The organism is Peribacillus asahii, assembly GCF_004006295.1.
Classification (GTDB): domain Bacteria; phylum Bacillota; class Bacilli; order Bacillales; family DSM-1321; genus Peribacillus; species Peribacillus asahii_A.
The window spans coordinates 2631717-2646621 of record NZ_CP026095.1; the positions used below are offsets into that span (position 1 = coordinate 2631717).

Consider the following 14905-nt stretch of genomic DNA (forward strand, 5'->3'; position numbering starts at 1 on the left):
TGAAAAACAATTACTAATTTCAAAAACGTAAGTTTTTCAGTAGTCTCCTGAAAAAACGGGGGATTTTTATTACCATAGAAGATTTACTAAGCTACTGTTGGCTAAATTAGTATCAATTGGACACTGAGTTATCTTTCGACTGTATTGCCAAGCCCATATGTTTCCACCACAATTTGGGGCCTTCGGTTTATAATTTGGGGGATTCCGAGGACCACTAGGTACAGACTCTGGTTCAGCACTCCATAATATATTTTGTATTTTTACCTTTTCATCTTCTTTTGCTGCATTACAAAATGCTTTATTAAAACCACCTACCATTGGATCATTGTAAATACCACTTTTATATCCACTTGTAAACATTGCTTCCGTCCAACCTTGAATCCATTCATCATCTACTTGAAAAAAACGTTCAACATTTGCAAATAATGGGACACCTTTTGGTATTCCGAGTTTTCGAGCATAAAATACTGCATTATTTGCAGCTACCCTTCCCTGTCTGTATCCTTTTGCCTCTTGAAAATAATTATAAATAGGTAATAATTTTACACCTTTACTTCGAATAAATGAAATTTCCTGTTTTGTTAACCCTTCCGATGCACCAGGAACTCTTACTAGGTATCTTCCCCAAAATTTCGGATATCCAAAATTACGCATAACACATTGAAATAAGTCTTCCGTTACATTCTGGGCGGAGTCAACTCCCCATTCATAAATTTCCAATTTCAACACCTCCCCTATACGTTATACTGAGCACAATTCGAAGGAATTTTCTTAAGTGGAAGAGACTATTCAACTATCGTAAACAGTTTAGTGGAAAAATCGTCCGTTGTATAATGTCGCTTGATAAGAAACAGATAGTAACATGCTTAGATCAATAAATACTCATTTCTGTAAATGAGTGGATAATCTTAGTGAGTGCCGTCATATTCGGCGCCTACATTAAAACCAATTTACAATCGCTTTCTTATCATCACTTTTTTAATATTTTTTATTTTGGAATGCTTTGTTCGAAGCGAAATAAATTCTCGGGATCATACATTTGTTTGACCTTCTTCAGTCTAGCTAAGTTTTCTCCGAAGTATGCAGTAGGCCAATCAGGAATCATGGAGTCGCAGTAGTCGCGAAATGCGCCGTGAGTATAGGGGAGCATGGATTTACGGAACTGTTCAATCCATTGGATATTTTTATCTGCTTCTGCATCCTGCACCCAATACGATTGGTATTGGATCACGAACAAGGCTTTGCGGTGTACGAATGCCGTTGCATTGGTGGGTACTTTGCTAATCGAACCACCATAGGCGTCAAAGGCGATTACATTAGTTGGGCCGGGGACGTTTTGTAAGTTACGGATTAATACACGAAGTGCCGCATCTGACAGAGGCTCGTAGGCATAGGCGGAAGAATGTTTAAATTTGTCTTGCTTTACCGGCCGTCCTGCAAACAGGCGGGCTGCTTCAATCCAAGTAGTGGAGTGGAACTCAGCGGTCTTGGGCCGAACCGCCTTTTGCAGAGGACGCATAATCTGTCTGAGCTCTTGTTCCGAGCCGACAAATACACCGCTGGAACGAAGGTCGCCTTGGTTTTGTGCAGGAAATAATAGCAGGGATGTCAGACGAGTATCGGCATGGGGAGCCCACGTCTGCCAATAACGCATAACTTTTTCGAGATCGGCAAAGTCCCATGTTATTCTGTAGCGAGTGACATTCTCGATCGGATGCACACGAAAAGTAAAGGAGGTAATCACACCAAAGCTGCCGTCCCCCCGCCACGGCAAGCCCAGAACAGGTTGCTGTGCTGACTGTCATTGGCCCGGATAATCTTTCCTTGCGCTGTAACCATTTCCACCTCGAGTACGTTATCGCATGTCATTCCTAATAGCCTGGACAACAACCCGTACCCTCCTCCAAGCGTTATTCCGGATACACCGATCGTCGGACAAGTCCCGGCTGGGATGGTCACTCTTTGATTCCAAAGCGCTTCGTACAAAGGTAGCAAACGGAACCCCGCGCCGACTTGCGCTGTGCCTTCCTCTTTATCGATTTGCAGCTTTAGCAACCCGCTGACATCAATGACGAGACCGCCGTCGACGAGGGAAAATGCTTCATAGCTATGTCCGCCGCTGCGTATGCGAAAAGGAAGCTGCTGCTTACGTGCCCATAGAATTGCGTTGACAACATCCTGTGTGACCTCACAGTAAACGATTATTTTGGGGAATTTGTTAAATCGGCCATTATAATTTTGTCTTGCTTCGTCATAGCCGGGTGAGCCTTGCGGAATCACACGCCCGGTTAATCCTTCTATTCTTACCATGGGATGATACCTCCTTAAAAATGTAAGACGCAGAGAGCTATATACATTCATATGTAAAACAAAAAGAAACAGAACTGATGGACGAATTCTTTCTGATTTTGGACAAATTGATTCCATACATCGACCTGTTCTTTTTTGATTATATTAATAACTCTCCCATAGCCATGCTTTATCATAAGTGGAATAAAGGAACGAATGACATTGTAAGCACCGAAGAAATTCGTTGCTATCGTTCTCTCTAGTATGGAAGGGTTCATATCCACTAGCCTTTTATTTTCATCCAAATACACACCAGCATTATTAATCAAGACATCTAATTTCCCAAACTTCTCATTTATTTTAATCGCTGCTTGATGGATGCTTTCTTGATCATCTACATCCATCAAATCAAAAGAAACGTCCAGATTTAACTCCTTAAGCTTTTGCGCTGCTTCATGACCCATCTCAGGATCCCGACTTAACAAAATGACTCTAAAATCTTTCAATGCCAATTGTTTGACAAGCTCATAACCCATTCCTCGATTCCCGCCTGTAACAAGGGCAACTTATTTATCCTTTGACATTTATATCCTCCATTTCTTGTCTATTAATAATCTTAGCTATAGACTAGTGTAACTTTTAGATTTTTTGGCTTTTTAATCAAGGTAACAAATAGAAATTCTATCTAAAAAAGTTAGACAGAAATGAAAAATCAATAACGTTTAGAAAACTGTTATAGTTTGTTGAATGAATACCTTAGATAGAAAGTTGTTTTGTAGGAGTATTCTTGTTGTTTCTTAATATAATAAATACCAAACTTAATACCAACGATAATAATCCCACTAATACGACGTATTGTGTACCTAATTGTGATATAAATAATCCCCCTACAGCTGTACCAATGGTTGTTCCTAAGTTAACGGATGATAAAAATAATCCATTAGCAAAGTCAGGAGCTTCTGGAGCTGCAGATGTAATCCAATATTGATTAATATTAGATCCTATACCAGCCAATATTCCCCAAACTAAAGTCATGATAGCCATGGGTACAGTAAATTGTCCTGTGAAGAATAAAATGATGTAAACGGCACCCAATGCAAAAGGAAAAGATACTACAGTTTTGATGGCATCTTTCGTAAGTAACTTACCTGCTACAATGTTTCCTATAATATTTGCCCCCCCGAATAGAACTAATATTAAACTAATTGATTTTCCAGAGATATTCGTAACGGTTTTAAGGTACTCAGCAAGATAACTATACACCCCAAAGATGGATGAATTTAGTAAAATGACAGCAACAATGGAAAGCCATGTAATTTGTTTTTTTAATACCGATAATTGAGCACCGTAAGAAAGTCTTTCTTTAACAGGCATAGAAGGGAAATATACTAATGTAGCAATAAATACAATAGCGTTCACTATGGCAAAAAATGCCATTGATATTTGAAACGAAACTGTACTAGCAAGAAAACTTGCGATTGGTACACCAAGTACCATCCCCGCAGATACGCCAATAAAAACTTTTGAAACAGCTTTTGGAGCTTCCTCCTTGCTAACTGAGTTAGCAGCCACTATAAAAGCTGCTGTAAAATAGATTGGCTGAAATATGGCTGGAACCACACGCGCAATTATGGCAATGGCAAAGTTAGATGTAAATATAGAAACAATGTTACCTAGAACGAAAATACCAAGTACAAGTAACATTGCCTTTTTACGATTTATCCCCGAAAATAATAACGGCATAGTTGGACCAGATACAGCAACAGTAAGGGCAAAAAGACTCACCAACAATCCTGCTTTTGATACACTGACATGAAAGTGATCGGCAATGTAGGGTAATATCCCTATAACTCCCATTTCAGTATTTATGATTCCGAAAGCCCCTACGGTTAATATAAATATAAGTAACTTGTTTTGTTTAGACATAAAAAAGATTTCCTTCTTTCAGAAAAGTGTGATTTTCTAGTTGCTTCAGGGTGAGTTATTTAAAAGAACCGTTAAGATTTGCAAGTTTATCTATTCCAGATTCCATATCCCAGTATTCATTTATTGCCCATCCCTATTAATCCTATATCAGATTTTTTGAACCGCTCGTTGTTCCTGCCTCTGAATAAATTTCAAAGCATAATGTGTCCCACAAATATAGATTCCCATAATTGATAGATGATTAATTAAAAACCTTATAGTTGAATCATCATTGAACCAACCAAATGGACTGTAAATGAATAGCTTATAACCCATATCTTCCTCGAAGGATGAATGCACCCCGTAGGCAACAATAAATACCGCTAAAAAACGCAACCCAATGGTACGAATACAGCTAGTACTAGTAATACCCGTCATCCTCCGTACTGAATTGATAATCATTACCCACGAAAATCCTATATGTACTGCCATGATGATAAATCCCCAATAAGCAGTCTGAACATGTATTTGCCTTAGCACCATGTCGTTATTAATAGGAATAAAGGGAAATAAATCACTAGAAATCAACACAGCACTCATCATCATCAAAACCATCGTTACAAGAAATAGTAGGTTGATTCCAATTTGTAGAATGCGACGCACATTATGTTTTCCCTTTAAAATCGCTTTATACCAACGTCGATTCAACAAGTTATGGACGATAAATAATACAAGCACTACAACTCCAACTACTTCATGGATCATATTTCCAGTTATATAGTAAGCCATTGCTATTAACATAAGAACTGTCATAACAAGGTCATTGACAAGCCTAAATAACATTTTACGATTCAACGCATTTTCCTCTTTCTATTTAATTTCTAATTGGATTCGTTTCTATAGTGGTCATAGGAAATGTCTTTTAATGGTAACAAATCTATTAGCTTTCAAATTTCTGTAAATAGTGCGTTAAATACATATTCAAAAGAATATCCTGAATTATTTCCGCTTTTTCCTCACCATCTATTACATTACTTTCTACTTTATTTACATCCTTGGAATTAATCATTTGGGTAAAAAGCTCACTGACCTTCCAGTCCTCTGTATGAATAGCCGCGATTGGGGTTTCTGTACTGTTGTTCTTTAATTGTGTAAACTCTTCTAAATCAAACTCTTTCATTTGATCGAACGAATTCATATATTGATTCCTTTCCTGATTTGCGTGGCAGGTATAGCATCCTCCAATAGCTTGTCCACCAATACCATCTGCCATCACTTCTCTGTCAGGAGTAAATGCCTGGAACTCCCATTCCCCAGTACGCTCATCGGGCGAGTACTGGGAACCCCAGCCGGTACGTTTTTCCATCACTAAATAATGCTCAAGCTCTCCATCACGAAATCCTTCGAGAGTGATAACGGTGCCGCTCGGAAGCTCCTCTCCGTTCTGCACTGCTTCAATTGCTTTCCTACTATTTACATAGATGTTTTCATGAATAGTTCCTCGATCGTAAGTGGCAAATATGATTCCCTTTTCCAAGTCTTCAGGGAATTTAACAAGATGAGCGCCAGAGCCAATTTCAGCGTATTCCCCAGACTTAACCCCAAAGGAATTCTCTTCTTGTAGAGAGTTGTCCTTTGTACCAGTATCATTGTTGTTGCAAGCAGTAAGTATGAGGGCCAGCAACAATATAGGTGTCTGAATCAATCGTATTTTCATATTGTTTTCTTCCTCCAAGTATCGTTGTATTGTTTCGATTTACTCGTATTTGATCTTTTTTCTGGCTTCTATACACTCCAGTATTGTTAATAGAATTCATTACAATTAATATAAACAAGCTTATTATGCACTGTATCAATCTCCTGGAACAATTTTAAGGTTTCTGGGGATGACAATCCTAACTGCATGCCCGTCTCAATCTTTCGCTTATTTCAAATCTACCAAACTTGTTACTTACCAACTCCCATGCAAAGTAATCGTACAGTCTTTACACGGAATTTCCTTGCGCTTTTTTCCAACCGTTTCATATATGGTAATGACAGTTCATCCCTTTCAATTAATCTAATTCTGAAAGTGAAATTCTGTATAGCCTATCATCATTCCCCTGTGGAGTACCCCGCCCGTCTGTATTGTTGCTAATGAAATAAAGAGTATCATCTTCAATTCTTACATCTCGAATTCTGCCAAGCCCGGTGATAACTTCACGGTATTCGCCTGTTTCAAGGTCAAATTCTAAAACTGCAGCCCCTCTTAAAGCAGCAACATACAACTTTTCATTATAATAGTCCATTCCAGACGGCGCCCAAGTTTCTTCATCACCTGAAGTGAATTGCGGTGAAACCATCCCTTCTTGTTCCTTATGGCCTTCGATAATCGGCCAGCCGTAATTTTGACCGGCTTCTATTCTATTTATTTCATCATTTGCATCGTTGCCGTGTTCATCAGCATATAGCGTTCCATTAGACGACCATGTAATTCCTTGAGGGTTTCGATGTCCATAACTATAGATGTAGGAATTGGGAAACGGATTATCATTTGGAATCGAACCATCAAGATTCATTCTTAAAATTTTCCCGCCTAATGAATTGGGTTCTTGTGCCATATACGATTCAGATGCATCACCGACTGTTGCATAAAGCTTCTCATCAGGTCCAATTTTAAGTCTCCCTCCGTGATGATAGGTACCACTCGGAATTTTATCAAGCAGTAAACTTTCTTCTCTCCAAACGTTATCCTCCAAACGGAGTGTGATAATACGATTGAATTGTCCAGAGTTGTCCTCATACGTATAATAAGCATAAGCTTGGTGCGATTCTAAAAAGTCAGGAGCAAGTACAAATCCTAATAACCCTGCCTCTGAAGCTGTGGAAATCTCTTTCTCAAATTCCACACTTTGTCTATCCGTTTTTTCATTATCTACTTTTACGATAGAGCCAGTTCTTTCAGTCAAATAGAAAGTATTTCCAAGCTTTACGATAGACCAAGGAGCCTCAAGGTTTTCTGCTAGTACTTCGAATCTATAATTCTTTGGCTCAGCTACAGAATTTTCCTGTTCTTCATTTTCTGTAGTTTTTTGTTCATTCTCAGAACACCCCGCAATTAAAGGTATTGCCAGCAAAAATATGGCTAATAATTTTTTCAACTTCACTCACCTATATCTTTCAAAATTCATTTCAGAACTAATCAACAAGGAATATAGTTTGCTTTTAAGAGAATTGGATTGAGGTCTTGAATGAATAGTAGCACTACATTTATTCTATTTTTTCAATTATCACTGTAAAATCGCCATTAAGATTTTTAAGCTTTTCTATACCAGATTTAATTTCTCCTAGTTTAATAAGCCCATTTGAATATCCAAAATCCTTATAATATATAGCTAAATTCCCCCATGGAGCATAATATGCTAAATCTCCAACTGCAGGGTCAATTCCTGATGGTGCCTCTTCAGTAGATAATTTATTTGAAGGATAACTGATTTTTTCCGTCCCTGCATAATCTTCAAATGTTAAGGTAAGTGGGAGCATTGATAAAAAATCCTTACTTGTTGGATTATCATCTATGCTGACAATGACTTCTTCGTTGTTAAATGTTAAGTTTATTCTTGTATCTTCCATAGCATCTGCCTCTTCATTATCAAGTGTAGAATCTTGGCTATCCTCATTGTTTGATTCATCAGCTGTTGATTCTTGTTTGCTATTTTGATGAATAGTCAAACTTTCTTCGCTGTTTGTATTTTCTTCATTGGGTCTGTTATTGCAAGCTGTTAAAAACATTAAAGATACTATGAGCGATAACAGTATCTGTTGGACGTTCTTAATCATTAAAATCCCCCAGTATATTTATAAATAGGTTACATGTGCAAATTACCGTAATTGCTAAAAAATCCCTTATAGAAACCAAATCATGTATAGAATTCTAAACTAAAAAAAGTGTGAATCCCGACAAGATATGCGGGATTCACATAGCGGTTTTACTCAGATTACGATTGACACAAAAGGCTCTCTATCTACAACAAAAATCTAAAGTTTTCTTTAGAGATTTTCTTGGAAGAAAGACTCCAGTTTGTCAAATGGAATTAACTCCATATTATCGTATAAATCCACATGTCCTGCATCTGGTACAATAAATAGTTCTTTCTCTTCGCCAGCTAGCTCATAAGCGTCTTCACTGTAGTATCTGGAGTGGGCATTCTCGCCTGCAATGAACAGCATTGGACGCGGACTAATCGTCTCAATCTGCTCAAACGGGAAGAAGTTCATTAGTGCCCCTCTGCTGGTAAGGCTCATAGGCATAGAGCGAGGGTGTTGTCCCCTAGGCGTACCGTAGTATTCAGCAAACTCTGCAGCTGCTGCTACTTGTGAAGGTTTTAGTTCGACAGCAGTTCCTACTAAGTCTTGTATTGGCTCTCCTCCTTCAGCCTCAATCCAGCGCTGTTCAGCAGCTTCTTCAAGAGCTGCCCTCCATTCTTCCTCAGTCATCACCTCATCCGCTACCGGTGCTAACCCCAATCCTTCACGATTGGCGCGACCCATGTCATACAGACTCACTGTCGCGACAGCTTGCAATCGAGGGTCAGCCTGTGCAGCGTTGATTGCAAACCCGCCACTGCCACAAATGCCGATGACGCCAATACGGTCACGATCCACTAAATCATGTGTTCCTAAAAAGTCTACTGCCGCACTGAAATCTTCAATAAATGCTTCTGGAGAGGCGATATTACGTGGTTCCCCACCGCTTTCTCCATTGTAGGAAGCATCAAAGGCAATGGTCACAAAGCCCCGTTCTGCCATCTCCTGGGCATATAAGCCGGACGTCTGTTCCTTCACACCACCGAACGGATGTCCGACAATGATTGCAGGTAATTCAGCTGAGGGATTAATATCATTAGGGATATACATATCCGCAACCAATTCAATTCCAAGTCTGTTATCGAATGATACTTTTTCGTGAGTCACCTCGTCGCTCTGAGGAAAAGTCTTGTCCCATTCCGGGGTGTTTACTGTATCCACTTGAACTGCGCTTTCTTCATTTTCTTCTTTAATGTCTTCATTATTGGCTGCTTTGTCCTCTCCGCCTGAAGCGAATATAATAGTGCTAATTATAATCAAGACAATAGCAGCTGTTCCAAATGTTGCTAATAATTTTTTGTTCATTTTAAACCTCCCATTATTTGTTTGATCTGGATGTTCTAATTGAGTGAAATAGAATGAAAAGAGTGGAGAATTGGTTTTTCTGGATGAATTAAAAACTTGCTTTGCAATGTGCCGAGGAGGTACTCAACCGCACCTGTGTTATCATTTGACTTTACGACTAGACCTACGACTAGACCTGTGACAAATCCCTTTCAAATAACTAGTTTGTTACTCCATCAATCTCGTTTAAGGCTCCCGCAAAATCAATTACTTTTTCCTTAAAATTCTATATATCATTCCTCCCTTATTTTTCTAATCTTCTCAATAACATCATAAAATGATAAAATCCAAATAACAAATACCTATATCAAATAACGAAGTATACACAAAAGGCATAGGAGGTTTCATTATGGAAATACGATTATTGCGTTACTTTATTGCTGTTGCGAACCACCAAAGTATTTCAGCAGCAGCAAAATATTTACATATATCACAACCAACATTATCAAGGCAGTTAAGTGATTTAGAGGCAGAATTAGGGACGCCCTTATTTATCAGAGGAAACCGAAAAATCACCTTAACTACAGAAGGTTTGTTTTTATTAACAAAAGCGAAAGAAATTGTGAAATTAGTTGATAAGACAGAGGCAAATTTTAATCAACCAACAATTATAAGTGGAGAAATATACATTGGTGGTGGGGAAACAGAAGCGATACGTTTTATTGCTCAAACCTTAAAAGACTTACTAAAAAAACATCCAGACGTTCAATTTCACTTATACAGCGGAAATGCAGATGATATTACTGATAAATTAGACAGTGGATTATTAGACTTTGGCATTGTAATTGAACCAACTGATAAGCAAAAATATGATTTCATGCAGTTGCCTGCTACCGATACTTGGGGTGTCTTAATGCGAAAAGATAGCCCCCTAGCTGAGAAAGATTTTATTCAACAAACAGATTTAATCGATAAGCCTTTATTAATTTCACGACAAACAACTGTGGATAACGAACTGACAGGCTGGTTTGGGCAAGATGTTAAAAGTTTAAATATTGCTGGAACATACAACTTACTTTTTAATGCTGCACTTATGGTAGAAGAAAATCTTGGATATGCCTTATGCTTGGATAAGCTGATAAATACATCAGGAAACAGCAAACTCTGTTTTAAGCCCTTAAATCCTCGATTAAAAGCAAATTTAAACGTCATTTGGAAAAAGCATCAAGTTTTCTCTCATGCAGCAAGTAAATTTTTAGAGCAAATTCGGCATAACATTGAAAAATATAACCAAAATGAATAAACTTGTTAATTTGAATTTTAAGTATCGAGATACTCAATTTGAATGGTTCTGGTGCAAATATGACTTGTTAGAAACATAGAATCTCAATATCCTTTTCATCTATGAATTATGATGCTACCCCAAATATTTTATGTATGAATTCAATCTCACTTTGGACAGACTTCACCCCTTGTTGAAGTTATCCTTTTTTCAGCATATGCATTGCCTCCACTCCACAGATGATCTGTTTGGCTGTTCGAAACGTTTTTAATCCTAGCATAGAGCGGACTCGCTTCTTTATAAAGCGATGATCTTGCTCCACTATGTTATTCAAGTACTTCTGTTGTCTAAGTTGCATACCATCAGGTATACTTTTCTCTTTTTTCAGCTCTTCAATGGCTATCGGATAAGCCGGATTCTTATCGACTATAATGACTCGAAGCTTAGAGACATGAAAAGACCGCAAGGCTTTCTTGTAGAAGCGCTTTGCAGCCTTTTTGTCTCTTGTTTTACTGAGATAAAAATCAATCGTGTTTCCTTTGGAATCCACTGCACGATACAGATACATCCATTGACCTTTTACTTTGATATACGTTTCATCGACTCTCCAGGAATCATTGGTTTGCTTAAGTTGGCGCCGTACTCTTTTATCTAATTCCGGTCCATATTGATGAACCCAACGCATAATGGTTGTGTGGGCCATCGATAAACCTCGTTCCTCCATTATTTCCACCAAATCACGAAAACTCAAGTTATACCTTAGGTACCATCTAACCGTTAATAAGATAATATCAGACTGGATAATGCTTCTACTTGAATAAATATTGCTTTTTCATACTGATCACGCCCCTTTTTAAGAGTAATAATATCAATATGTCCAAGAGTTTAAGATTCCTTGCAATTGTGTTGAAGTTTTTGCACCAGAACCAGAAAACCAGTATCAAGCCATGAATATATGTATGAATTATCTAAACATGCAAGATTCTAAGAGTTACATATAGTCATGAGGAAAAACGTACACAACCTAGTGAATCTAATATTGTAAATATACAGAAGTCACAAAAGCACCACCATTTTGGCGGTGCTTTACTTTATCTTTCGCAAGTATATCTGTCTGTATCACCATTCATTTTTGTTTAATAAGCAGGTTTGTAAATATATAGTAGGCATTATTATTGATTATCGTAAAAATAACAGGAAGATCATATTTAGTTTAAGTGGTTTAAAGTTTACTTTTTAACCACTCTCTCCTTTTCTGACGAGTGACACAAAAGTTTAGACTGCTCAAAATTAATGATTGAAAATGACATGAAAGTTTAGACTATAAGTTTTTCTCTCCCAATTTTGTGACACAAATCTTTAGAATTTTGAACTGGTTACTTGAAAAAGAAAAGAGCGTTTCCGTTGTTCTGGTATGCTCCCCTTATAGTAGACACGTTTTAAAAAGCGCATTAATCTGTCTATTATTAAGGGGGTATTTTTTTATGGAGAAAAAAGCAGAGACTTATGATATATCATTCAAGAAAAAAGCAGTGGATTTATTTTATCAAAAGAAGAATTATGCAGCTGTTTCCAGAGAATTAAACACTCATCGAAAAAACATACAACGATGGGTTAAACAGTTTAGTGAAGATGGGATGGTTGGTCTTAGAGAAAAACGTGGCAGGAAAAGTGGGTCTGGTAGAGTCTCTTCATCTACCTTTGAAAATACCCAACAGAAAATAAAGCGATTAGAAGCTGAGAATGAACTGTTAAAAAAGCTTTTAAAGATGTGAAAGGAGGAATGAATCTAAAACCTAGTATTCTATTTCCAATCATTAATGATTTATCTAAACAAGCTCACTCTATACAGCTACTTTGTCATCTAGCTAAAGTATCAAGAAGTGGATACTACAAGTGGATAAAGCGTAAAGCATTACCTTCGGAAAAGCAGATAGAGGATGAGAAGCTAAAGCAGAAAATAATAGAATGTCATCAGAAATATAAGGGCATCTATGGCTATAGAAGAATACAAATTTGGTTAAAGAGGACCTATGATATTCATATTAATCACAAAAAAGTTCAACGATTACTAAGTGAGCTAGGTATTAAAGCAATTATCAGGAAGAAACGAATTTATTACGGTAAGAAAGAACCTTATCTTATCTCGAATAATTATTTAAATAGATCCTTTTACGCTTCTCGCCCTAATGAAAAGTGGGTAACGGATATTACGTACCTCATTTTCAATGGACAGAAACTATACTTGTCTGCCATCAAAGACCTATATAATAACGAAGTTGTTGCGTGCCAAATTAGTAGACGTAATGATTATAAACTAGTCTTGGATACTCTTAAAAAAGCCCTAAAAGGAAGGAATGTAAAGGGACTCCTTCTCCATAGTGATCAAGGATACCAATACACTTCCCATAACTATAATCAGCTACTCGCAAGAAATAAAATGAAAGCTAGTATGTCTAGAAAGGGAAACTGTTGGGATAACGCTAGTATGGAAAATTTCTTTAGTCATTTAAAAACAGAATGTTTTAACCTACATACTTTTAAAACTTCACAAGAGGTTAGAAGGGCTATTAAAGACTACATTCACTTTTATAACCACGAAAGGTTTCAAACCAAGCTAAACAACCTGACTCCTATCGAATATAGAAGTCAGGCTTCTTAACTGCGCTTATTTTTTGTGTCTACTTGACAGGGGTCAGATCAGTTCCAGAAACGCGCCCGATTGCGGAAGATTGTTTCAAAGACTGTATTGAAGAAAAGCTCCCGTTACTTTAAGTGTATAACTTCACAATCTAGCTTTTATAATAGTTCCTGTTCCATTACTTAATTAAAAACAGAAGTTGCCGTAACCACTAAAAAAAGCCACCAATAATGGCAGTTGAGAAATTTTTATATTTAGATATCATATTGACTTTTAAATTTGAAAATCTCATCAACAGCTTGATGATACCCACCCAATTTTTTAAAGGATTCCTTAATATTTGCAACGGCTTTATGGAAGGATGGGTGGTTTAACACATGTTCTGCAGCTTCATATAGTTGATTTGCCGTCAAACTTTGCATTTGTAATTGAATACCTGCTCCGATATTGGCAACTTGTTGAGCAATTATAGGCTGATCCGCACTTTGTGGGATTACAATTAGCGGAACCCCGTAATAGAGACCTTCATTGGTACTGTTCATTCCACCATGTGTGATAAATAATTTAGTGTATTTTAGCAATTCGGTTTGTGCAACATAATTTTTCACAATGAAGTTTTGGGGGATTTCTCCCAATTCACCTAGTTGGGTTTGTTCCCCAATAGACATAACAACGGTATGATCAGTGTTCCCCAATGCCTTAAAACAAAGCTTATAGAAATCAATGGCTTGGTTAAAGACAGTACCCAGTGAAATGTAAATGGGGCTTTTTCTTTTGATTGCAGTAAGGTCGAAGTTTTCTTGCGTTAATCGTGAAGAGATGGATGGACCTACAAATTTATATGTTTGGTTAAATGCTTCTCCAAAAGGTTGGAACTCCCTAGTTGTATAAACCATTGTAAGTGGTGCAGGGTTACAAAAAACTTCATAAGGAGAACTGATTTCAACATCATATTTTTCTTTAATTTTTGTTGTCAGGTTTTGAAAATCATCATTTATCCTTTTAAAAATTTCTGTTGGGACATTTTGTGAAAGATGTTCTAATGTTCTATCGAATGATATTTTAGTCTGCGCAAAAGATGTACACGAATTAATCGCGGGAAGCTTAAGGATTTGGGCAAGTAAACGTCCACAACCAAACATAGAATCGTGGATGATGTAATCAAAATGCTCTCCTTTAATCTGTTCAAGAACGCCAGGTATGACGATATCTGCCGTATGTAAAAGACCGTTGACTCTTTCGAGTAAATGATTTCTTCCACCTGAGATAAAGGCTTTTATAAATTTTTGACCGTCAAATGTTCGTACAGTAGCTCCAGTCTTCTCAATACGCTCTCGAAAAGCTTCTATCGTAAAGTACACTACCTCTTCTCCACGCGAAATAAGCTCTTGCACAACTCCAATAGTTGGATTGATATGTCCTTCTGATCCACCATTAATAAATAAAACACGTGCCAATTCTACCACTCCTTAGGTAAAGATGTTTTCTAGATGTTGCTTTAAAATAAAGTTTGATCAAAAATACCTCACAAACCCGTATTTTACGGTAAATAAGAAGAATCCATTTTGAAAAAAGATTGATTAAAATGGATTCGTATCTAGCAGATTTAAGTTTCAGTTTTATAAAAAAGTTTGATCATTTTCTACCTGTGTTGCTCA

Annotated in this window: 13 protein-coding genes and 2 pseudogenes; 3 read left to right on the plus strand and 12 right to left on the minus strand. The window is 37.3% G+C overall.

What is annotated here, in order from left to right; translation table 11 throughout:
• Window positions 1–69: 69 nt before the first annotated feature.
• From BAOM_RS12720 to BAOM_RS12765, 10 genes and pseudogenes are all read right to left on the minus strand, one after another.
• The gene (locus BAOM_RS12720) at window positions 70–720 is read right to left on the minus strand and encodes a glycoside hydrolase domain-containing protein (RefSeq protein ID WP_257467250.1); all 651 of its coding nucleotides are present in this window, start codon (window positions 718–720) and stop codon (window positions 70–72) included.
• 268 nt (window positions 721–988) lie between these two features.
• A complete protein-coding gene (locus tag BAOM_RS12725) occupies window positions 989–1744 on the minus strand; it encodes an FAD-binding oxidoreductase (protein ID WP_127760570.1) in 756 nt (251 codons plus the stop codon).
• Window positions 1741–2310 (minus strand): FAD-binding oxidoreductase, encoded by a 570-nt coding sequence (locus BAOM_RS12730; RefSeq protein ID WP_164853217.1) that lies wholly within the window; start codon window positions 2308–2310, stop codon window positions 1741–1743. The genes BAOM_RS12725 and BAOM_RS12730 overlap by 4 nt, the downstream gene beginning before the upstream one ends.
• Before the next feature lie 47 nt (window positions 2311–2357).
• A pseudogene (locus BAOM_RS12735) lies at window positions 2358–2843 on the minus strand (SDR family NAD(P)-dependent oxidoreductase); the annotation flags it as partial.
• A 202-nt stretch (window positions 2844–3045) separates the two neighbouring features.
• Entirely contained in the window at window positions 3046–4215 is a 1170-nt protein-coding gene (locus tag BAOM_RS12740) for an MFS transporter (RefSeq protein WP_127760572.1), read from the minus strand.
• A gap of 147 nt (window positions 4216–4362) precedes the next feature.
• Window positions 4363–5049 carry a DUF4405 domain-containing protein gene (locus BAOM_RS12745; RefSeq protein ID WP_127760573.1) on the minus strand — a complete coding sequence of 229 codons (687 nt, stop codon included), beginning with the start codon at window positions 5047–5049 and terminating at the stop codon, window positions 4363–4365.
• 85 nt (window positions 5050–5134) lie between these two features.
• A complete protein-coding gene (locus BAOM_RS12750) occupies window positions 5135–5911 on the minus strand; it encodes a cytochrome P460 family protein (protein ID WP_127760574.1) in 777 nt (258 codons plus the stop codon).
• A gap of 337 nt (window positions 5912–6248) precedes the next feature.
• Entirely contained in the window at window positions 6249–7334 is a 1086-nt protein-coding gene (locus BAOM_RS12755; protein ID WP_127760575.1) for a PQQ-dependent sugar dehydrogenase, read from the minus strand.
• Window positions 7335–7443: 109 nt separating this feature from the next.
• Entirely contained in the window at window positions 7444–8013 is a 570-nt protein-coding gene (locus BAOM_RS25060; protein WP_257467255.1) for a cyclophilin-like fold protein, read from the minus strand.
• A 210-nt stretch (window positions 8014–8223) separates the two neighbouring features.
• Window positions 8224–9345: an alpha/beta hydrolase gene (locus BAOM_RS12765; RefSeq protein WP_127760576.1), complete on the minus strand. Its 1122-nt coding sequence runs from the start codon at window positions 9343–9345 to the stop codon at window positions 8224–8226.
• 388 nt (window positions 9346–9733) lie between these two features.
• Between BAOM_RS12765 and BAOM_RS12770 the strand changes: the two genes are divergently transcribed.
• Complete coding sequence (locus BAOM_RS12770) at window positions 9734–10627, plus strand: LysR family transcriptional regulator (RefSeq protein ID WP_127760577.1); 894 nt, start codon at window positions 9734–9736, stop codon at window positions 10625–10627.
• A 106-nt stretch (window positions 10628–10733) separates the two neighbouring features.
• On the opposite strand, the pseudogene BAOM_RS12775 reads toward BAOM_RS12770, so the two are convergent.
• Window positions 10734–11442: pseudogene (locus BAOM_RS12775) on the minus strand (IS6 family transposase).
• Between the two features lie 648 nt (window positions 11443–12090).
• Between BAOM_RS12775 and BAOM_RS12780 the strand changes: the two are divergent.
• Both BAOM_RS12780 and BAOM_RS12785 read left to right on the plus strand, forming a co-directional pair.
• Window positions 12091–12381 carry a helix-turn-helix domain-containing protein gene (locus tag BAOM_RS12780; protein ID WP_127760578.1) on the plus strand — a complete coding sequence of 97 codons (291 nt, stop codon included), beginning with the start codon at window positions 12091–12093 and terminating at the stop codon, window positions 12379–12381.
• Window positions 12382–12389: 8 nt separating this feature from the next.
• Window positions 12390–13268 (plus strand): IS3 family transposase, encoded by an 879-nt coding sequence (locus BAOM_RS12785; RefSeq protein WP_127760579.1) that lies wholly within the window; start codon window positions 12390–12392, stop codon window positions 13266–13268.
• Between the two features lie 233 nt (window positions 13269–13501).
• Here BAOM_RS12785 and BAOM_RS12790 read toward each other — a convergent pair whose 3' ends face one another.
• The gene (locus BAOM_RS12790; RefSeq protein ID WP_127760580.1) at window positions 13502–14704 is read right to left on the minus strand and encodes a macrolide family glycosyltransferase; all 1203 of its coding nucleotides are present in this window, start codon (window positions 14702–14704) and stop codon (window positions 13502–13504) included.
• Window positions 14705–14905 lie beyond the last annotated feature (201 nt).